Raw genomic sequence first — 17,666 nt, 5'->3', positions numbered from 1 at the left:
GGCTTGTTTGTAATATGCTGGCACTTTCCCCATTCACTGATGGAGCTCACATGAGCCAATCACCCCACATGGTCAAAGATTCGGTCAGCGGTGCAGACTACTTCCTGCGCGGCTTCTCACTCATCCGCCAGCCCGGCATCCGCACCTTCGTGCTGATCCCCCTGCTGGTCAACTTTGTGCTCTTTGCCGGTGCCTTCTACGCCCTGTTGCTACAACTGGACGGCCTGTTCGCCTGGCTGCACCAGCAGATCCCGAGCTGGCTCTCCTGGCTTGATTACCTGCTCTGGCCCATCGCCCTCATCACCATACTGGTGGTCTTCTCCTTCATCTTCAGTTCGGTGGCCAACTGGATAGCGGCCCCTTTCAACGGCCTGCTGGCAGAGAAGGTGGAACAGATCCTCACCGGTGAAGCCATGAATGACACCGGCATGCTGGATGTGGTGAAAGATGTGCCCCGTACTTTCGGCCGCGAATGGACCAAGCTGAAATACTATCTGCCCAAGGCCATCGGCTGCCTGATCCTCTTCCTGATCCCGGTAGTGGGCCAGACCCTGGCACCCGTGCTCTGGTTCCTGCTCAGCGCCTGGATGATGGCGATCCAGTATGTCGATTATCCGTTCGACAACCACAAGATCGGCTTCATCACCATGCGCGACGCCCTCAAGCAACGTCGTGGAAAGTGCCTGAGCTTCGGCGCCCTGGTGACCCTCTTCTCCGCCATCCCGGTGGTGAATCTCTTCGTGATGCCGGTGGCCATCTGTGGCGCCACCGCCATGTGGGTAGACCAATACCGCAGCGAGCAACTTGGACGCTGAACCGCGTCATCATGATCAAAAGAGGGGGCGAAAGCCCCCTTTTCATTACTTAATCTAATGCATAACTAAGATAGCTTGTCGCCCCAGCGCAGGGTTGTTAGGATGCGGGCCTTTCTCGCACCCTGGGATATCTCATGTTACATGCACTCTTCTTGCTCGGCCTGGTGGCCGAAGGGATGACTGGCGCGCTGGCAGCGGGTCGGCGACGGATGGATCTGTTTGGCGTCGTGATCATCGCCTCGGCGACGGCCATCGGTGGCGGTACCATTCGGGATGTGCTGCTGGGCCACTATCCCCTGCTCTGGGTCGAGCACCCCGAATACGTGCTGCTGGTGGCGGGCGCCGCCATGGCCGGGGTCATCTCGGCCCCGCTGATGCGCTACCTTGGCAAGCTGTTCCTGGCGCTTGATGCCCTGGGGCTCGTGGTCTTCTCCATCTTCGGGGCTGCCCGGGCGCTCGAGATGGGCCACGGGGCCGGCATCGCCTGCATCATGGCCGTGGTGACCGGCGTGTTCGGGGGGGTACTGCGGGACTTGCTGTGCCAGCGTATCCCGCTGGTGTTCAAGCGCGAGCTCTATGCTGCCGTCTCGCTGATCACCGCCGCGCTCTACTGCTTTGCGCTGCACCATGGGCTGCCCAACGACTGGGCCGCTTTCGGTGCCATAGGCACCGGCTTCGTGCTGCGGCTCCTGGCGGTACGCTTCAAGTGGGGACTGCCCACCTTCAACTATCAGTACGCCACCCATTGATCGCGCCAGTTCCTGGCCATATTGCACGGATAACGAGCAACAAAAAAGCGCCATACGGCGCTTTTTTGTTGGGCATCGGCAAGAGAGGAAAGGGTCAGTTGATCCCTTCCGAGCTGAAGAAGGTCGCCTTGTCGGCGATGAAACGCACCTTGATATTCTTGCCTTCCCCTCCCCAGACACAGCTCGTGGTGCCGAGAGCATCGTCGCAACGCTCGGCCTTGCCGAGGATGGCACTCGCTTCGGCATAGCTCATCCCGACTTTCAGCTTGTCGTAGCTCTCGCGGTTGAGCTTGCCGCAACCAGTCAACAACAGGGCGATGAGCCCCCCGATCACAATCTGCTTCATCTTTCTCTCCTCTGGCTGGAGTCCAGAGCCTAGCAGCTTGGTCCCCCTCAATGCCAGCGGCAAAAAGATACAATCGGCACTCAACTCTTGAGACGATCCCGACTCACCAGCTGCGAACGGGACCCGTGTCCAAGTGCACGAAGTTGTCGGAAGGGTAATAACCCACACCGCCCACCTTGAGGTTCAGGGCGGCCTTGCGCAGGTGCGCCAGCTGCACGCCGGGGATGCGCACGTCAACCGCCTGCCCCAGGGTGTGGTAGCTGTGCTTGGCGACGCCGCGACTCTTGCGCCGCTTCTGCTGATTGGTGGCCGGGGAGCGATAACCCGAGATGAGCTGGATTTCGCCGTGGCGTCCCAGCTTGTGTTGCAGCAGAAAGAGCTGATCGAACAGCTTTCTGTCGATGTTGAACACTTCGTTGCGACGGTAGTCACGGAAAATATGGTTGAGCTCCGCCAGCCCGTCGCTCAGATAGTGGCCATCTTCCCAATAACTGGCGCGTACCCGCTCGCCGGTATTGAGGTTGAAGAAACTCAGTTCCCGTCCCGAAGTGCTGCGGCTCGCCAGCGCAGGGAACGACAGCAGGCTGGTCCCCATCAAGCAACCCGCCCCCAGCAGCAGACGGCGTCGGCTTATCTCTTGTCCCAGCATCCGTTGTCCGTCCATCTCATGGTGAAGTCACACAGGTGAATGAATTTGATACAAGGGCCGAAACTACCTGCCAGAAAAAGCGCTGTCAAACCCCATTCACCCATGAAAAAGCCCGGCACGGGCCGGGCTTTTCACTCTGTGGCGAGGATCACAGCAAGCGGCTTTGATAGCTGACTCTGTCGAATCCGTAGATATCGTTGCGCAGTTGCTGACGTCCCTCTTCATCAATCCAGCTGCTCCAGTAGACGGTAAACACCGGGATAGGGTTGCTCAGGGGCAGCCACTTGGTCTGGGTCTCTTTCAGGATGCTGGCCACCTTGTCCGGCTGATAGCGGGAGTCCGCCAGCAGCAACTCCGCCAGATCGTCGGCGTGTTCCACCCGGATGCAACCCGAGCTGAAGGCACGGGCCCCCTGCTCGAACAGCGCCTTGCGCGGGGTGGAGTGGAGATAGATGGCATCGTTGTTGGGCAGATAGAACTTGTAGCGACCCAGGGCATTGTGATCCCCCGGCTTTTGCCGCAACCGGTAAGGGAAACCCGAGGCCAGCGCATGGTGCCAGCCATCTTCGCTGAACTGCACCGGATTGCCCTCGCCGTCGATCACCTCGAACTGTTCGCGATCCAGGTAGGCAGGATCGCGCCCGAGCTTGGGCAGAATGTCCTTGCTCAGGATGGAGCGCGGCACGTGCCAGGCCGGGTTCAGCACGATGGAGCGGATCTCGCTGGCGAGGATGGGGGTGGCCCGCTGCTCCTTGCCGACGATGACCCGACTGGTGAAGACCTCGCTGCCCGACTCCACCACGCTCAGGCGGTAGTCCGGAATGTTGACCAGCACATAGCGACCGGCAAGGTGATCCACCAGATCACGGCGCCACAGGTTGCGTACCAGCAGGCTGGCGCGCACCTCGGGGCCGGTATTGAGCCAGCTGCGGGTCTGACGGCCGATGATGCCGTCGGCGGTCAGGCCGTGGCGGCGCTGGAACTGCTTGATGGCCTGTTCGGTCTCGGGATCGTAGAGGCTGTCCTGGTGAGTCGGGGCACTGTCCCCCAGTTCGTTCAGGATGGAGCGGATCTGGCCGAGCTCGGTCGAGCTCTCCCCCGCCCTCAGGGTCGGCATGGAGAGGGTGGGCCAGTGCTTGGCCATGGGCATGGCCAGCAGCTTGCGCACTTCTTCGCGCACGGCGTCGTATTCCGCCACCTGTGGCCTGAGTTGCCTGACCTGCTCCAGCAGATTGTCTCCCTGGGGAGCATGGACCAGGGGGCGGTTCAGATCCAGCTTGAGGGTCTGCATCTGTTCGCGCGCGACCAGATCCATCCCTCGCCAGGCCTGCTGGAACCGGGCCAGCTTGCCAAAGGCCTCATCGTAGAGGGCACCGCGCCGATCCGCCGGGGTCTTTTGCAACTGCTGCCAGAGGCGGTAGAAATCCGGATGCAGCTGGGCCAACACCGCTTCCTGCAACTGCTGTTCAAGCTCATGACGAGCCTGCTCGGCCACCTCGTTCTGATACCAGTCATGCTGGATGCTGGGACTGGCCACTACCGCCTGTTCCGTGCTGGCATGAACCATGCTGGCCGGCCAGCAGCCCAGCCAGATGAGATTCGCCAATGCCAACCAATACTTCTTACCCATGCTTCTTACCACGCTTGCCTCAAATCGGTTCATTGCGGCCTGTCAGGCGCGACGGTCAGGTCCCCATGATGCGTGAATGCTGGCGACTTTGCTAGCGGACGGAGGTGTAACGACGCCAGATGAGTTCCTGCTCCCCGCTGTCACCGACGGCCACTATCGCCTCGTTGAACCGCGCTACGAATTCCCCGGACAGGGTCTTCTTGCTCAACATGAAAAAGGTGGGCGTCTCATGGATCGCCATGGTGTGGGGGACGACCGCGTCCGACAGCCCCTCTCTCTTCAGACCCCAGGGCGTGGCCAGACTATCCCCGAGAAAACCGTCTATCCGCCCAAGCAGCAGCTTGCGATAGTTTTGCACATCGTTGACCTCGCTCACCTGGTTGCGGTATCGCTGCAGAACCTTGGTGATTTCCGGGCCGTAATAGTAGTCCCTGGTCACACCGAGGCGATGTCCGTGGGCCAGCCAGCTCGCCAGATCCGACTCCTCACCGGCACTGGATTTGCGTACCCAGAGCGATGTCCGGCCCGGGTTGTAGGGGATGGAGAACCAGGCATAACGCGCCCTCTCATCAGCAAAATACGCCTCCATCACGATGTCCAGCCGACCCAGCTCAAGATCGTGCAACCCCCGCTTCCAGGGACGCTCCACATAGACCAGACGACACCCCAGCCGATTCGACACGGCATTGAGGTAGTCGACCGCAAATCCACGCAGTTCCCGACGTGCTCCCTCTTGCTGGTAATAGTGGTATGGGGGCCAGTCATCGAAACCGACGCGAAGGGGGGAGGAGCAGAACGATTGCGCCCACAACGGTTGGAGGGGCAGACAGCAGAGCACAGAGAGAGAGAAGAGTCTCATGGGTCATCCTTGACGACGGGACAGGCCATCTTAATTCTGCCTGGGTGAAATGGCGACAGATCCTGCCACAACAAAGCACAATATCAGCCGTTTGCCTGATGCGCCCCAGGTGGCGGCAGACAGGTTGGCGCCGAAAAAGCCACAATCAAGAAGAGGAAGCAAACGACCCCAAAGCCCCTTGGTAAGCAGGGTGATTGAGGGTTAATATGTGAGCAAATATATTTTTGTGATCCACTATGCTTTTTTTGCAATTGGATTAGCATATGCGCGAAATCTGCCTATCAATCTGTCGGGCGTCGAGTGAGTAATATGACCTACAAAAAGTTCAGTTTTCTGGCTGCCATCCTGGCACTGAGCGGTTTCTACCTTTATACCCTCTATCTGGCCGCTCACCCCAACGTGAGCCTGGCTTACAAGCTCTATTACCTGGAAGGCAAGACCCGTTTCTGGGAGCACAACTCCAGCATGACCTACCAGCCCGGCAACGAACTCAACCTGACCAAGCCGAGCCGCTTCCTCTCAAGCGAAGGCTGGGCCAAGAAGCCCAGCGAGCAAGGCACCGAGCTGAGCGGTCAGGGCGGTCTCTATTTCGTGCTGCCCAAGCAGCAGGCCCAGCCGGAGCAGCTCACCATCCAGGCCAGGATCAACAGCCCCCAGGCTGGCGCCCTGCTCAAGGTGGCGCTGGGTCATGATTTCACCACCACGGTCAAGCTGGCCAAGGCGGGCATCAACGAGATCCGCCTCAGCCTGCCGGGCGACTCCCTGACCGCCGATCCCAAGCGTCCCAACTTCCTGGCGCTCTCCGCCCCGACACCGCTCAACGTCCAGTCCGTGCGACTGACCGTGGCTCAGTGAAGCGGAATGCCCCAAGTATCTGTTCCGTAAAATAATTCTTTCAATAAGGAAGTTCCCATGTCCCGTGCCGATTTTCGACTCTCTCTGGTCGTTCCCGTTTACAACGAGGAAGAGAGCATAGACGCCTTCATCAGCGCGATAGATACCGAACTGGCCCCGCTCAAAGACCAGCTTGAAATCGTGTTCGTCAACGATGGCAGCCGTGACCGCACCCGTGAGGTGGTCGAGCAGGCCATCACCCGGGATCCCCGTGTGACCCTGGTCAACCTGGCCCGCAACTTCGGCAAGGAAGCGGCCATGACCGCAGGCCTGCACCAGGCCAAGGGCGACGCCATCGTCCCCATGGACGTGGACCTGCAGGATCCCCCCTCTCTCATTCTGGAGTTCGTCAAGCTGTGGCAGACCGGCGACTATGACACCGTCTACGGCATCCGGGTGGATCGCAGCGCCGATACCCCGATGAAACGCCTGACCGCCGGTGGCTTCTACCGCTTCTTCAACGCCCTCTCCACCAGCACCAAGCTGCCGGAGAACGCCGGTGACTTCCGCCTCATCGATCGCAAGGTGGTCGAGGCCATCAAGCAGTTGCCGGAGCGCAACCGCTTCATGAAGGGGCTGTTCGCCTGGGCCGGTTTTCGCGCCGTCGGCGTTCCCTACGAGCGCCCGGCCCGCCATGCCGGCGAAACCAAGTTCAACTACTGGAAGCTGTGGAACTTCGCCCTTGACGGCCTGATGAGCTTCTCCAGCTGGCCGCTGCGGGTGTGGAGCTACATCGGGGTCGGTGTCTCCTTCATCGCCTTCCTCTATATCCTCAAGATCATCACCCAGGTGCTCTTCTTCGGTATCGACGTGCCCGGTTACGCCTCCCTGATGTCGGTCATGCTGTTCCTCGGCGGCATCCAGCTGCTGTCGCTGGGCATCATCGGCGAGTACATCGGCCGCATGTTCGTCGAGGTGAAACAGCGCCCCGTCTACCTCATCGAAGGGGTCTACGGCCAGTACGCCAAGCAGGATGAAGAGCAGAAGCAGGAAGTGCCCACCACCAGCAAGAAGGGCGCTGGCAAGAAGGCCGCCGCGAAAGCCGCTGATGATCAGCAGGAGCAGGCGTCTCAATGATCTCCCGCGAGGAATTCTGGCGGCTGGTTCGCTTCGGTTTTGTCGGCGGGGGGGCCACCCTCGTCGATCTGGGTACCTCCATCGCCCTGTTTCATACCTGGCCGGCCATCTCCGAGCACCTGGTCACGACCCTGGCCTTTGCCGTGGCGTTCTGGTTCTCGTTCTTCGGCCATCGCTACATCACCTTCCAGAAACAAGGTGCCGCCAGCAAGTTCCTGCTGGTTGCCCTCTTCTCTCTGGCGGTGCGTAATCTCATCCTGAGCGGTTTGCTGTTTGCCGGTCTCTCCGGCCTGTTGCCGGTGGTGATCGCTACCCTGACCGTCACCGTGCTCACCTACGTTCTCTCCCGTATCTGGGTTTTTGCCTGATGAATGATATGACCAATACCGCCCCGTCAACCGGGGCTGCACTCCCCTATCGCCCGTCACTGCGCATCAGCGGCCGCGACTGGCTGATGATCGTCGCCGCCTTCGTACTGAGCCGGGTGGCGCTCTATGGCATGGGCTATTTCGGCGTCCAGCTCTATGGCGCCACCGACATCGGGCCGCTGCAAGCCTACTGCCAGTTCGACTGCGTCTGGTTCCAGCGCATCATCGAGAATGGCTACGACCTCTATCCACGCTGGCTGAGCAAGGGCAATGCGGCGAACTGGGCCTTCATGCCCCTCTATCCCATGCTGGCCGGCGGTCTCTCCAGCCTGTTTGACATGGAGAGCCTCATCGGTCTGATGCTGGTGGCCAACATCGCCTTCTTCATCAGCCTGCCCCTGATGCTGCTGGTGCTGCGCCAGCTCAAGCTGGGGGACGACACCGCCCGCTTCGGGGTCTGGCTGCTGGCCTTCTCCCCCTTCTCCGCCTATTTCGTCTCCGGCTATACCGAGCCCATGTTCATGGCCTTGATGCTGGGAATGTTCCTGTTCGCCTACCGCGAACAGTGGCTTATGGTCGCCTTCCTCGGCATCTTCATCTCCGCCACCCGCAACCTGGGGGTGATGATGGTATTCCCGGTGTTGATCCTGGCCCTGCAGGCCTACGGCTGGCGCGAGTTCTTCCGCTTCACCGAGCGGGCCTTCAAGGTGGTGTTCACCCTCTGGCTCATTCCCCTCGGCCTCTTCTCCTACATGGTCTATCTCTATCACCTCACCGGGGATGCCCTGGCCTTCAAGCACATCCAGGTGGCCTGGGGCCGCTATATGGACAGCCCCCTGGACTGGTGGCTGAGCGGCTTCGAGCTGGGGGGGCGCAAGGCCTATCTCTCCATCATGGTGATCTTCGGCTGGTGCCTGAATGGCTACCTGTTCAGCCAGAAACGCTGGGCCGAAGCGACCCTGATGTTCATCTGCTGCACCATCCCCCTGATGACCGGCCTCAACGCCATGCCCCGCTACATGTTCGGCCTCTATCCGACCCTGCTGGCCATCGTGCTGCTGGCCCATCGCTGGCCTGCCATCCGCCCTGCGGTGCTCTGCATCAGCGGCATGGTTGCCTCCTTCATTGCGGTGGCCTTCGTCAACTTCAAGTTCTTCACCGTGTGACGCCACCCCGAATGCCTACAAGCCGGTCAACTGACCGGCTTTTTTCATGGCCGCGACACCCAGTTCACACTTTTCCATTCTTGAAAACGTAACCATTTGAACTGACGTCACAAATCGGTATTTTACCGGTCCAAGCCTGCCCCAGCGCGCCCTAGAATGAGTGCCTCAACGGACCCTGCTCCTCACACTCTGCTCAAGGAATGGCTTATGCGTCTCTCTTCGCGCCCCGCTCTTCGCCCATCACCCCTGTGGCTGGCCGTGCTCGCCACACCGCTGTTCATCGGTCAGGCGATGGCGGCCCCCGAGGTCTATCTCCATGTGGATGGCAAACCGGTGGCCGAGGCGCTGACGCTGGACAAGGGCACCGTCACCCTGACCCACAGACTGGACAAGGGGAGCCACCAGATCCGCATCAGCGATGCGGGCAACAGCTGCGGCACCAGCTTCGGGCCAACCGAGGCCAGGCCCCTTCCCTTCGGCACCGCCCAGCCCATGGACAAGTGCAGCAAGGGGACAGACTTCAATCTGAGGGTGATGCTGGCGGGGGACTACGAGTTCACCTTCAACCCCGATACCCCCAGCCTCAAGGTGTTGCGGGCAACCAAAAAGAGCGAGTTCAAACGCCAGCCTCCGGAAGAGCCCTGCATCAGCTGGGATGGCGGCCCGGTCACGACATCACTCAAGGGAGTCTGGCCCGACGGCACCCGGTTGCGGGATGCCTACTCGGGACAGGAAGCCGTGGTCAAAGGCGGCAAAATCATCCTGACACCGAGCAAGGAGAGCGGCGGCCTGCTGCTGCTCGAACCGGTCAAGGCCGCCAAGCCTGCTCCCTTCAGCTGGGATCAGGCGAGCGTCTATTTTCTGCTGACCGACCGCTTCCACAACGGCGATCCCGCCAATGATCACAGCTTCGGTCGTCAGAAGGATGGTCAGGACGAAGTGGCCACCTGGCATGGCGGTGACTTCAAGGGGCTGACCGAGAAGCTCGACTACATCAAGCAACTCGGCATCAACGCCATCTGGATCACCCCCATGGTGGAACAGGTCCACGGCTTCATCGGCGGTGGCGAACAGGGGAACTTCCCCTTCTACGCCTACCACGGCTACTGGGCGCTCGACTTCACCAAAATCGACCCCAACTACGGCGACGAAGAGAGCCTGAAAACTCTGGTGGACGAGGCCCACAAGCGCGGCATGCGGATCATCCTCGACGTGGTGATGAACCACGCAGGCTACGCCACCCTCGCCGACTTGCAGGATCTGGGGCTCACCGATCTCACCCAGAACACCGGCAAGCTGCCGAGTCGCTGGAACGAATGGCGCCCGAGCGGCGGCCTCAACTGGCATGGCTACAACCAGTTCATCGACTACCAGTCATCCCACTGGGACAAGTGGTGGGGCCCTGACTGGGTGCGCGCAGGTCTGCCCGGCTACCCACAACCCGGCACCGACGACGTCACCGGCTCGGTGGCCGGATTGCCGGACTTCCTGACCGAATCCACCAGATCGGTGGGGCTGCCACCGCTGCTCGCTGCCAAAAAAGACACCAGGGCCAAGGCCCTGCCCAACGCCACCGTGACCGATTACCTCATTGCCTGGCACACCGACTGGGTGCGCCGCTTCGGCATCGACGGCTTCCGTGCCGACACCGTCAAGCACCTGGAGCCCGCGGTCTGGGCCAGGCTCAAGCAGGCGGGCACCGACGCGCTCAAGGAGTGGAAGGCCGCCAACCCGGGCAAGGCCCTCGATGACCTTCCCTTCTACATGGTGGGCGAGGTGTGGGATCACGGGGTCGCCAAGGACTTCTGGTACCAGCACGGCTTCGATTCCCTGATCAACTTCGACTACCAGCGTGAATTCGCCCTGCCCCAGGCCCAGTGCATGGCGGGGGCAGAGCCCACCTATGCGAGCTACGCCAGCCGCATCAACCAGGATCCCGAGTTCAACGTGCTGAGCTACATCAGCTCCCACGACACCAAGCTCTTCTTCGGCGACTATCAGGACGTGGCGCTGCAACGGCGGGTGGCCAACAGCTTCATGCTGCTGCCGGGGGGCATCCAGATCTACTATGGCGATGAGTCCGGCCGGGGACTGGCCAAGGATGGCGGCGTGTTCGATCAGAGCGTGCGCTCGGACATGAACTGGCAGGAGCTGGCGAGTGGCGAGAAGGCGGAGCTGGTCAAGCACTGGCAACGGCTCGGCCAGTTCCGTGCCGCCCACCCTGCCATCGCGGCGGGCAGCCACAAGAAGATTTCCGATGTCCCCTATGGCTTCGTGCGGGAGAAAGGAGAAGACAAAGTGGTCGTGGTCTTCGCGGGTCGGCAGAAATAGCGACCTGGCCTGAATAAAAAGGGGAGCCGATGGCTCCCCTTTTTTGTCTTGCAGACGCCCGCATCAATCAGACTGGCGGGCCGCCTTTGGCCACTGCAACCTCGCCCTGAGCAGGGTTTCCTGCCACAGGGGCCAGGCCAGCAAGGCCTGCTGATAGGCGCCAGCCTGACCGGGCAGCGAAATGCCATAGCTTGCCAGTCGATAGGCCATCACCGCATAGAAGGCATCCAGAATGCTCGCCTCGTCGAAATAGAAGGGCCCCCGCGCCTGGGACCAGAGAGTCTGCAACCGGGCCAGCTCGTCGATGACCTCCACCGGCGGTTCACTCTGGGTGGGCGCCCCCAGGAAGAAGGGCAGCAGGGTGCGGATCTGACGAAAACCGGCGTGCAGCTCGGCGCACAGGCTGCGGGCCAGGGCCCGTTCGGCCTTGTCCACCGGATAAAGGTGGCGCTCCGGGCAACACTCGTGGAGATATTCGGCGATGGCCAGAGAGTCGTGAATACGCAGCTCACCGTCGTCGAGCCAGGGCACCAGGCCGGCGGGGGCCGTGCGCTTGAGCCGTTGCAGCTCCTTGGCATCTTCCAGATCGAAGACCTGCTCCTGCCACTTGAGCCCGCTCATGGCCAGCACCAGCGCCGTTCTCATTGCCCAGGTGGAGCCCGTGCCCACCGTCAAAACCAGGGATCCCATCGATTGCCTCCTGCATGGGTTGTTTACTGGCCATCCCGCCGGCCCCGTGGCACGACATCCGATGACCACCTCACATTTGCGTACTGGCGGGTTTGACCCACTTGGGTAGCAGTGCTAGTTTGATTTTTCAAAACAATCAGTTAGCAACAATGTGAGCTATGGACAGCCAATTTACCATCGTCATCGCAGATGACCACCCCCTGTTTCGGGGCGCCCTCTATCAAGCGGTGCACATGGCCATCGACGACGCCAGATTGCTGGAGGCTGACTCCATCGACAGCCTGAGCCACCTGCTCGATGAACATCCCGACGTCGACCTGCTGCTGCTGGATCTCAAGATGCCGGGGGCCAACGGCTTCGAAGGGCTGGCCTATCTGCGCGGACATCACCCGGATCTCCCCATCGTCGTGGTCTCGGCCTCCGAGGATCCCGCCATCATCCAGCAGGTGCTGCGCCTGGGCGCGCTCGGCTTCATTCCCAAGTCCGCCCCCATGAAAGAGCTGGTCAGCGCCCTCAATACGGTGATCGGGGGGGACAACTGGGTGCCCGAGGGGATCTCCCTCCATCCCGAGCCCGGCGAAGGGCCCGATTTCGCCACCAAGCTGGCCAGCCTCACCCCCCAGCAATACAAGGTGCTCATCATGTTGCGGGATGGCAGCCTCAACAAACAGATCGCCTGGGAGCTCAACGTTTCCGAGGCGACCATCAAGGCCCATATCACCGCGATTTTCCGCAAACTCGGGGTCAAGAACCGCACCCAGGCGGTCATCGCCCTCCAGCAGATGGATATCAAGGACAGTTGAGCCCCTTGCCACCATCAGAGCCCATATCACTCCGCCTTCCGCAAACTTGGGGTCAAAAACCCCACCCAGGCGGTCATCGCCCTCCAGCAGATGGATATCAAGGACAGTTGAGCCCCTTGCCACCATCAGAGCCCATGTCACTCCGCCTTCCGCAAACTCGGGGTCAAGCACCGCACCCAGGCAGTCATCGCCCTGCAGCAAATGGGCATCAAGGACGACTGAGCTCGTCCCCGGCTGGCTTGTATCGAGCCAGCCACAACCGCCCCCAGCAGACTCTCTGGCCCCCCGCGGCAGCCGGAAACGGCCTCCCTGCACCATTTGCGGCTCGACAATTAGCACGGTCGTACTTTATGCTGCCAGCCCAGAGAGAGGAGAGCCGGATGAGCAAGGGACGTCTGACCCGCGACACCATTTTGCAGACTGCATTCGAGCAGGCGAGCCAGCAGGGGCTTGAGAGCCTCACCATAGGTTCCCTCGCAACGGCCTGCGAGATGTCAAAAAGCGGTCTGTTCGCCCACTTCCAGTCCCGTGACAACCTGCAGATCGCCGTACTCACCCATTCCGCCGAGGTATTTCGGGAGCGGGTGATCCAACCGGTGCGCCAACAGGGGTACGCCACCCAGCAGGAGAAACTGCTCGCCCTGTTGCAGGCCTGGCTGGCCTGGAACCAGAGTTTTGCCGGCCGCTGCATGTTCCTCGATGCCTGGACCTCCGCCCAGGAGGGTGAGGTCCAGCAGGCGGCACGCGAGCTGGTCCGTTTCTGGCTCGACTACCTGGCACGCCAGGTAGTGCAGGGGCAGGCCAGAGGGGAGTGGCGCAGCGATCTCGACCCCTGGCGCGCCGTCTATCGCCTTTATGGCCTCTATCTCGGGGATCAGGTGTTCCATGCCCTGGGGCTCAGCGAGGATCCGGCCCGCCACTTCTGGCCGGAGGTCACCGCTCTGCTGGCCAGCTGGCGCTGACCCGACGGGCTCTTCTTTTTAAAAAGTCGCAAAAAAGCACGACCGTTCGCACATAAAAGACACAGGATGACCATGAGCAGCAAGATCTACTTCAACACACGCCGCTTCAGCCCGAGCAAGTTGCTGCTGGGCCTCGGCACCCGCCTGCATCACGTGCTCGCGCCCACCCACGCCAAGCGCACCGCCAGCAAGCTGCTGCTCACCCCGCAGCGGGCGACCCGGGACGTCGCAGCCCCGGCTGGCCTGGTCGAGCAGGCCATCCACACCAGTGAAGGGACCCTGATGAGCTACCGGCTCGGGCAGGGGCCGGTCTGGCTGCTGATGCACGGCTGGTCAGGCAGTGCCAGCCAGTTCTATCCGCTGATGAGCCACATCGCCGCCCAGGGCTATACGGCCCTCGCCTACGATCACCCCGCCCACGGCCGGAGCGAAGGGAACAGGGGTCACCTGCCCCGCTTCGTGCGCGCTTTCGACGAGATCCTCGAGCGGGTCGGCCCCGTCCAGGGCGTCATCACCCACAGCATGGGGGGCGCCGTCACCCTCAGCAGCCGTCACCCGGCAATCGATACGCTGCCGCTGCTGCTCATCTCCCCGGTGCTCGACTACGTGCCCCAGCTCTACGGCATGGTGGCGCGCTCCGGCTACTCCATCCGGCTGTTCGATGCGGTGGTCAAGGAGATAGAACACGAATACCAGCACCCGCTCAGCACGGTTGACCCCCTTGGCCGGCTCGCCCGGCGCAGCGGCGCCGCCCTCATCGTTCACGATGAGGAAGACCGCTTCGCTCCCCATGGCGACTCCCTGCGCGCGGCCCAGGATGGCAGAACCCGACTGGTGAGCACCCGGGGGCTCGGCCATGGCCGTATTCTGGCAAGCCCTCCAGCCTTCGCCGCCTTCGATCAACTGAGCCAGACGCCCTTGGCAAACTGAAAATGAAACGGGCCGCAAAAATTGAGCGTGCGGCCCATTTTTATCCGGTATACAACGTCTTATAGTTGAATTGCGCGGTGGCAACCCGCCCTGGCGATCACGATAAGGCGCACCCTCATGGCCAGACCCAATACTGCTCTTCTGCTGACTGGTGGTGGTGCCCGCGCCGCCTATCAGGTCGGCGCACTCAAGGCGGTGGCCGAACTCTACCCCCGCAACATCGGCATCCCCTTCCCCATTTTGTGCGGCACCTCGGCGGGGGCTCTCAACATCACGGCGCTGGCGTGCTACGCCTCCTGTTTCCATCTGGGGGTGCGCAAGCTGGAGTGGGTCTGGCGACGATTCGAGACCCACCACATCTTCGACTTCCACCCCTGCCAACTGCTGTGGCGCACCCTCTATCAGGGCTCGGCCGGCCTCATCACCCCCCAGAGCAACCGAGCCTTTCACCTGTTTGACAACGCCCCCCTGCGCCGTCTGCTGGATCAGCTCATCGACTATCACCGCATCGATGACAACATTCTCTACGGCAGCCTGGAGGCCATCGCCATCACGGCCTCTGACTATGATGACGGCCTCTCCACCACCTTCTTCCAGGGGCGGGCCGAACATCAGCCCTGGGAGCGCGCCAGACGACGTGGCCTGCGTACCCTGCTCACCTCGGATCATCTGCTGGCCTCGTCGGCGCTGCCCTTTGTCTTTCCCGCCACCCCCATCGGCGATCGCGTCTACGGGGATGGCTCCATCCACCAGCTGAGCCCGCTCAGCCCCGCCATCCATCTGGGGGCGGAGCGGATCCTGCTGGTGACCCTGGACTCCCCTCACAGGGAGAACCCGACTCCCCGCCAGGGGCACCTGACCAGCTCCAACATCGCGAGCCATCTGCTCAACACCGTCTTCTCCGACACCCTCAATTCGGATCTGGAGCGGCTCGGGCGCATCAACCAGACCCTTTCCCTTATTCCGGCACGGGAGCGCAGTCGACTGAAACTGCGCCAGGTGGAGACCTGCGTGATCCGCCCCAGCCAGGATCTCGACCTCATCGCCCTCGAATACCTCCCACGGTTGCCGACCCAGCTGCGCCGTCTGCTGCGAGTGCTCGGGGTCAACGGCGAAGAGAGCAGCAGCCTGGCCAGCTTCCTGATGTTTGACCCCGGCTATTGCCAGCGGCTCATCAAGCTGGGATACCAGGACGCGCTGGATCACCGCCAGCGCATCGAGGCCTTCCTCGACCTGCCGGGCAGCGGGAGGCAGCAGCAGTTTCGCGAAGAGGCCTGAGGGGCCTTATCCCATGGCAAGGAGATCCTAGCGTCCCTCCAGCAGGCGCTGCTCGGCCTGTTCCATGGCCACGGCCGTGCCGAAAAGCACCAGGGTATCTCCCGCCGCCAGCACCAGCTCGCGCCTGGGATCCAGGCTGCGCTCCCCGCGATGAATCGCCTTGATGCGCACCTCTCCCAGGGCGAGATCCCGTACCCTGTGTCCCACCGCCCAGGCCTGGTCGTGCAGCAGCACGGGATGCAGCCGCTCGAGCAGTTGATCCGTCTCCAGATTGCCCGCACTCTTGCCGCCCCAGTAGAAACCGTGCAGAAAGCGATACTGGCTGCTGCGCTCGTGCTCCATGCGCCGGATCACCCGGCCGATGGGAATGTCGCAGTTGAGCAGCAGGTGGGAGACCAGCATCAGGGCTCCCTCCTGGGATTCGGGGATCACCTCGAAGGCGCCGGCCTGCTTGTAGTGTTCAAGGAAACTGTCATCCCGGGTACGCACCAGCACCTTGATCTCCCCCGCCAGCTCCCGGATCAGCGTCAGCATGGCATCGACCCGCTTTTGATCGTCGAAGGTGATGATCACCAGCCGCGCCCGCAACAGACCGGCCGCCAGCAGGATGTCGCGCCGGCTGGCATCGCCGAACGCCACCTGCTCCCCCGCGAGCTTCGCCTCACTCACCCGCTCGGGATCGAGATCCAGGGCCAGGAAAGGTATCTCTTCGAGCTTGAGAAAGCGGGCACAGGTTTGGCCGGTGCGTCCGAACCCGGCGATGATGACGTGCTGGTGTTTGCTCAGGCCCGACTGGGCCACCTCGGCGCGAGAGAGCAGGGCACTGTCGGTGAGGGAGTGGGCAAGCCCCAGCGCCCGCAACACCAGCCAGGGGGTGAGGGCGATGGAGATGACACCGATGCCGATGAGCAGAGAGACCAGCTGGTGATCCAGCAAGCCGTGATGACTCGCCAGCGCCAGCAGCACAAAACCGAACTCCCCGACCTGGCTCAACATGATGCCAGCGGCCATGGCGTCGCGCTTGCGCTCCCCCATCAGGCGGCCCGCCAGCAATATGAGCAGCGACTTGCACAGGATTAGCCCCGTCACACAGGCCAGCACCTGCCACCAGGCGCCCGCCACCAGCGCCCAGTCCATGGTCATGCCGATGGTAATGAAGAAGAGCCCCATCAACACGTCGCGAAACGGCTTGATGTCCACTTCGAGCTGATGACGATAGTGGGACTCCCCCAGCATCATGCCCGCCAGAAAGGCACCGAGCGCCATGGAGAGCCCCATCCACTGGGTCAGGGAGGCCGCCAGCAATGCCACCAGCAGGGCACTCAGTACGAAGAGTTCGTCTGAACGTGCGCGCGCCACCTCGAAAAACAGCATGGGCAGCAGCCACTTCCCCACCGCCAGCAGCACGGATAGCGCAAACAACCCCTTGAGGGAGGCCCAGGCGACCTCCGCCAGCAGGGCGCTGCCCTGCACCTCGGGCTGGGCCAGGATGGGGATCATCACCAGCAGGGGCACCACGGCGAGATCCTGGAACAGCAGCACGCTCACCCCGAGCTGGGCTCGCCGGGTATGGAGCTGCTTGAGCTCGCCGAGCTGCTTGATCACCACGGCGGTGGAGGAGAGCGCCAGGGTGCCTGATACCACCAGCGCCTGGGCCAGGCTCAGCCCCCACCACCAGCCGAGCCCGAAAAACAGCAGTGAGGTAAGCAGCACCTGCAGGCTGCCGACCCCCAGCACCAGCTTGCACATGGCGAGCAGACGCGGCAGGGAGAACTCGAGCCCGAGGGAGAACATCAGGAACACGATGCCAAGCTCCCCTATGGTCTGCATCATGGCCTGACCCGTGACGATGGCCACGCCGTGGGGGCCGAGCAGCATGCCGGCAAACAGATAGGCAAGGATCACCGGCTGGCCGAGGCGCCGGAAAATGGCCACCAGCACAACGGCGAAGATCAGCAGGATCAACACATCGGCGTACACCCATCCCTCTCCTTCATCTGCCCGGCGCCCTCTTCCCTGACACAGCAAGCACAGCGCCCGCTCCCCATATGGCACGGCACTCGCTCAGCGGCAGGGATTTCCCCTCCCGTTTCATCCCGTTAAGCCTAGCCAGCCCCCT

General features: G+C 62.1%; 17 protein-coding genes and 1 pseudogene. 12 read left to right on the top strand and 6 right to left on the bottom strand.

All coding sequences use genetic code 11. The annotated features are described in order from the left end of the window. The first annotated feature begins 50 nt into the window (after nt 1-50). Both cysZ and PG879_RS06820 read left to right on the top strand, forming a co-directional pair. Nucleotides 51-815, top strand: a complete 765-nt coding sequence (cysZ, locus tag PG879_RS06825; protein WP_010673447.1) for a sulfate transporter CysZ — start codon at nt 51-53, stop codon at nt 813-815. A 134-nt stretch (nt 816-949) separates the two neighbouring features. Next, nucleotides 950-1,564, top strand: a complete 615-nt coding sequence (locus PG879_RS06820; protein WP_210601673.1) for a trimeric intracellular cation channel family protein — start codon at nt 950-952, stop codon at nt 1,562-1,564. 94 nt (nt 1,565-1,658) lie between these two features. On the opposite strand, the gene PG879_RS06815 is transcribed toward PG879_RS06820, so the two are convergent. From PG879_RS06815 to PG879_RS06800, 4 genes are all read right to left on the bottom strand, one after another. After that, a complete protein-coding gene (locus tag PG879_RS06815) occupies nt 1,659-1,910 on the bottom strand; it encodes a hypothetical protein (RefSeq protein ID WP_010673445.1) in 252 nt (83 codons plus the stop codon). A 103-nt stretch (nt 1,911-2,013) separates the two neighbouring features. Further along, nucleotides 2,014-2,559: a DUF882 domain-containing protein gene (locus PG879_RS06810; RefSeq protein WP_039039271.1), complete on the bottom strand. Its 546-nt coding sequence runs from the start codon at nt 2,557-2,559 to the stop codon at nt 2,014-2,016. A gap of 148 nt (nt 2,560-2,707) precedes the next feature. Then, nucleotides 2,708-4,189, bottom strand: coding sequence for a L,D-transpeptidase family protein (locus PG879_RS06805; RefSeq protein ID WP_049636288.1), 1,482 nt, complete (start codon nt 4,187-4,189; stop codon nt 2,708-2,710). A 91-nt stretch (nt 4,190-4,280) separates the two neighbouring features. Further along, nucleotides 4,281-5,048 (bottom strand): substrate-binding periplasmic protein, encoded by a 768-nt coding sequence (locus tag PG879_RS06800; RefSeq protein WP_210601674.1) that lies wholly within the window; start codon nt 5,046-5,048, stop codon nt 4,281-4,283. Nucleotides 5,049-5,357: 309 nt separating this feature from the next. On the opposite strand from PG879_RS06800, the gene PG879_RS06795 reads away from it, so the two are divergent. The 5 genes from PG879_RS06795 (at nt 5,358) to PG879_RS06775 (ending at nt 10,884) form a co-directional block, all read left to right on the top strand. Further along, nucleotides 5,358-5,903 carry a hypothetical protein gene (locus tag PG879_RS06795; protein ID WP_210601675.1) on the top strand — a complete coding sequence of 182 codons (546 nt, stop codon included), beginning with the start codon at nt 5,358-5,360 and terminating at the stop codon, nt 5,901-5,903. 57 nt (nt 5,904-5,960) lie between these two features. Beyond that, a complete protein-coding gene (locus PG879_RS06790) occupies nt 5,961-7,019 on the top strand; it encodes a glycosyltransferase family 2 protein (protein ID WP_161470570.1) in 1,059 nt (352 codons plus the stop codon). Then, nucleotides 7,016-7,387: a GtrA family protein gene (locus tag PG879_RS06785; RefSeq protein ID WP_010673439.1), complete on the top strand. Its 372-nt coding sequence runs from the start codon at nt 7,016-7,018 to the stop codon at nt 7,385-7,387. The genes PG879_RS06790 and PG879_RS06785 overlap by 4 nt, the downstream gene beginning before the upstream one ends. Beyond that, nucleotides 7,387-8,553, top strand: a complete 1,167-nt coding sequence (locus PG879_RS06780; RefSeq protein WP_029313951.1) for a membrane protein — start codon at nt 7,387-7,389, stop codon at nt 8,551-8,553. The genes PG879_RS06785 and PG879_RS06780 overlap by 1 nt, the downstream gene beginning before the upstream one ends. A 207-nt stretch (nt 8,554-8,760) precedes the next feature. Continuing rightward, a complete protein-coding gene (locus tag PG879_RS06775) occupies nt 8,761-10,884 on the top strand; it encodes an alpha-amylase (protein ID WP_210601676.1) in 2,124 nt (707 codons plus the stop codon). A gap of 63 nt (nt 10,885-10,947) precedes the next feature. Here PG879_RS06775 and PG879_RS06770 read toward each other — a convergent pair whose 3' ends face one another. Further along, nucleotides 10,948-11,574, bottom strand: a complete 627-nt coding sequence (locus PG879_RS06770; RefSeq protein ID WP_010673436.1) for a glutathione S-transferase — start codon at nt 11,572-11,574, stop codon at nt 10,948-10,950. Nucleotides 11,575-11,732: 158 nt separating this feature from the next. On the opposite strand from PG879_RS06770, the gene PG879_RS06765 reads away from it, so the two are divergent. From PG879_RS06765 to PG879_RS06750, 5 genes and pseudogenes are all read left to right on the top strand, one after another. Then, entirely contained in the window at nt 11,733-12,377 is a 645-nt protein-coding gene (locus tag PG879_RS06765; RefSeq protein WP_124813397.1) for a response regulator transcription factor, read from the top strand. 7 nt (nt 12,378-12,384) lie between these two features. Continuing rightward, nucleotides 12,385-12,488: pseudogene (locus PG879_RS20520) on the top strand (DNA-binding response regulator); the annotation flags it as partial. A gap of 269 nt (nt 12,489-12,757) precedes the next feature. Next, nucleotides 12,758-13,339, top strand: coding sequence for a TetR/AcrR family transcriptional regulator (locus PG879_RS06760; RefSeq protein WP_039039448.1), 582 nt, complete (start codon nt 12,758-12,760; stop codon nt 13,337-13,339). Between the two features lie 72 nt (nt 13,340-13,411). Next, nucleotides 13,412-14,269 (top strand): alpha/beta hydrolase, encoded by an 858-nt coding sequence (locus PG879_RS06755; RefSeq protein ID WP_210601677.1) that lies wholly within the window; start codon nt 13,412-13,414, stop codon nt 14,267-14,269. 117 nt (nt 14,270-14,386) lie between these two features. After that, nucleotides 14,387-15,547: a patatin-like phospholipase family protein gene (locus PG879_RS06750; RefSeq protein WP_010673432.1), complete on the top strand. Its 1,161-nt coding sequence runs from the start codon at nt 14,387-14,389 to the stop codon at nt 15,545-15,547. A 27-nt stretch (nt 15,548-15,574) separates the two neighbouring features. On the opposite strand, the gene PG879_RS06745 is transcribed toward PG879_RS06750, so the two are convergent. Further along, nucleotides 15,575-17,527, bottom strand: coding sequence for a monovalent cation:proton antiporter family protein (locus PG879_RS06745; RefSeq protein ID WP_270829929.1), 1,953 nt, complete (start codon nt 17,525-17,527; stop codon nt 15,575-15,577). Between the last annotated feature and the right edge of the window lie 139 nt (nt 17,528-17,666).

Source organism: Aeromonas sp. QDB63 (assembly GCF_027707425.1).
GTDB classification, from domain to species: domain Bacteria; phylum Pseudomonadota; class Gammaproteobacteria; order Enterobacterales; family Aeromonadaceae; genus Aeromonas; species Aeromonas caviae.
Note: the sequence above shows the minus strand (reverse complement) of the source record. Positions and strands in the feature narration are given on the sequence as shown.

Coding starts and splice junctions, on each gene's coding strand:
- PG879_RS06790 (WP_161470570.1), top strand. CDS start 5,961: ATGTCCCGTGCCGATTTTCGACTCTCTCTGGTCGTTCCCGTTTACAAC.
- PG879_RS06765 (WP_124813397.1), top strand. CDS start 11,733: ATGGACAGCCAATTTACCATCGTCATCGCAGATGACCACCCCCTGTTT.
- PG879_RS06775 (WP_210601676.1), top strand. CDS start 8,761: ATGCGTCTCTCTTCGCGCCCCGCTCTTCGCCCATCACCCCTGTGGCTG.
- PG879_RS06770 (WP_010673436.1), bottom strand. CDS start 11,574: ATGGGATCCCTGGTTTTGACGGTGGGCACGGGCTCCACCTGGGCAATG.
- PG879_RS06800 (WP_210601674.1), bottom strand. CDS start 5,048: ATGAGACTCTTCTCTCTCTCTGTGCTCTGCTGTCTGCCCCTCCAACCG.
- PG879_RS06815 (WP_010673445.1), bottom strand. CDS start 1,910: ATGAAGCAGATTGTGATCGGGGGGCTCATCGCCCTGTTGTTGACTGGT.
- cysZ (WP_010673447.1), top strand. CDS start 51: ATGAGCCAATCACCCCACATGGTCAAAGATTCGGTCAGCGGTGCAGAC.
- PG879_RS06785 (WP_010673439.1), top strand. CDS start 7,016: ATGATCTCCCGCGAGGAATTCTGGCGGCTGGTTCGCTTCGGTTTTGTC.
- PG879_RS06795 (WP_210601675.1), top strand. CDS start 5,358: ATGACCTACAAAAAGTTCAGTTTTCTGGCTGCCATCCTGGCACTGAGC.
- PG879_RS06820 (WP_210601673.1), top strand. CDS start 950: ATGTTACATGCACTCTTCTTGCTCGGCCTGGTGGCCGAAGGGATGACT.
- PG879_RS06780 (WP_029313951.1), top strand. CDS start 7,387: ATGAATGATATGACCAATACCGCCCCGTCAACCGGGGCTGCACTCCCC.
- PG879_RS06750 (WP_010673432.1), top strand. CDS start 14,387: ATGGCCAGACCCAATACTGCTCTTCTGCTGACTGGTGGTGGTGCCCGC.
- PG879_RS06810 (WP_039039271.1), bottom strand. CDS start 2,559: ATGCTGGGACAAGAGATAAGCCGACGCCGTCTGCTGCTGGGGGCGGGT.
- PG879_RS06760 (WP_039039448.1), top strand. CDS start 12,758: ATGAGCAAGGGACGTCTGACCCGCGACACCATTTTGCAGACTGCATTC.
- PG879_RS06805 (WP_049636288.1), bottom strand. CDS start 4,189: ATGGGTAAGAAGTATTGGTTGGCATTGGCGAATCTCATCTGGCTGGGC.
- PG879_RS06755 (WP_210601677.1), top strand. CDS start 13,412: ATGAGCAGCAAGATCTACTTCAACACACGCCGCTTCAGCCCGAGCAAG.